Origin of the sequence: Microcystis sp. BLCC-F209 (assembly GCF_041928595.1) — a bacterium.
GTDB lineage: Bacteria > Cyanobacteriota > Cyanobacteriia > Cyanobacteriales > Microcystaceae > Microcystis.
In genome coordinates, this window is sequence record NZ_JBHFLL010000064.1 from 1 (window position 1) to 1,386 (window position 1,386).

The following is a 1,386-nucleotide window of genomic DNA, read 5'->3' on the forward strand; positions in this document are numbered from 1 at the left end:
AGCTTTGGTGGGTAAAATGTATTCTAAGATACATTTCTCAAGAGCGAGGGGGTGGAACGAACCACAAAGACACAAAGGACACAAAGATCGATCGATCCTATGTCAATTAAACTTATCACACAGAACCTAGAAGAGCCGGACGAAGATAAGCAGGTTCAGAACCTTGTGGTTCTCCTAAATCAATCCAATAAATATCACCTTGAAAAATCGTCATATTTACTCAGATAATTGGCGTTGATGATGGCGTATTCCCTCTAACATCAAAGTTTCTGATTCATCCGATCTATCACTATAAGCTTCATTCCAACTATCCATTAATACCTGTTTAGTTATTTTTTGATTATTCAATCCTAATTATTGATGTAACTTCTCCAATAACCATTGTTTATCTTCATCTCCCCTGATTCAACGCCTAAGACAACTAAAAATAAAACAGAAACAGCAAGTAGTATTTATAAAGGAATATGAGTAATCCGGTCTTGATAATCTTCGGCATCGCCTAATAAAGCAATGAGAATTAAATTCTCAATAATCTCTTTGATTGTTGCTTTAGGACGCAAGACAAAAATTCCTGGACTATGACGACTTTGTGCCAGATGATCAGCTAAATGAACAGGCATAGAAGTCCGATTATTTGTGACTAAAATAAAGTGATTTGCTTCGCACCAAATTAAAATTTCTGGATCTAAGGTGCTTTTCGACGGAACACCAGGTTCGCCAATCATCCAAACCGTTAAATCAGAGTGACGGCGCAATAATTGCTCCCGATACAGCGGCGGTAAATTTTCATCAATTAGATACTGAATACTCATTGATATTTTCTGATGCTATTTCCGCCTTGAATTTCCGCATTTTCTCCACAAAAGCGGGAGGGTTCAAATCCTGTTCTTGTTCTCCTTTTTGACAATGTTCTAGCCATTCTGCCAGATATTGACTAACTCGGTCTTTTTCGTGCAGGTAATAGAGAATAGTGGCATGGATTTGTTCTAGGGTAAGGGTAGGATAAATTTGCCCGATTTCTTCAGGGGTACGGGCGCGGTAAATGTATTCATATAAGATAGTTTCAATGCCAATGCGGGAGTTTTTTAAGCGAATGTCATTGGGAGTCAAAAAATTAAAGTAGTCTTCGAGTTGCATCGGTTAATACTCCTATTGATAAATTCGTACTTTTTTGTATCATCAATCAAACCAATAAATCTCTCCTTGAATATTATGATTCTAACAACAAAAAAGCACCCCCTCGCGGGAGTGCCTTTTCGTTCAGACTAGGAATTAACCATTGATAGCAGGAGCAGTCAGAGCTACAGGAGCCTGTTCACCACTAGCTAAGTCTAAGGGGAAGTTGTGAGCGTTGCGCTCGTGCATTACTTCCATACCGATACCAGC

At 38.7% G+C, this 1,386-nt stretch carries 2 protein-coding genes; both read right to left on the reverse strand.

Annotation, left to right across the window (positions count from 1 at the left end):
* Positions 1-452: 452 nt before the first annotated feature.
* Positions 453-812, reverse strand: coding sequence for a DUF5615 family PIN-like protein (locus tag ACE1AQ_RS04085; protein ID WP_110543505.1), 360 nt, complete (start codon positions 810-812; stop codon positions 453-455).
* A complete protein-coding gene (locus ACE1AQ_RS04090; protein WP_008204811.1) occupies positions 790-1,137 on the reverse strand; it encodes a DUF433 domain-containing protein in 348 nt (115 codons plus the stop codon). The genes ACE1AQ_RS04085 and ACE1AQ_RS04090 overlap by 23 nt, the downstream gene beginning before the upstream one ends.
* Between the last annotated feature and the right edge of the window lie 249 nt (positions 1,138-1,386).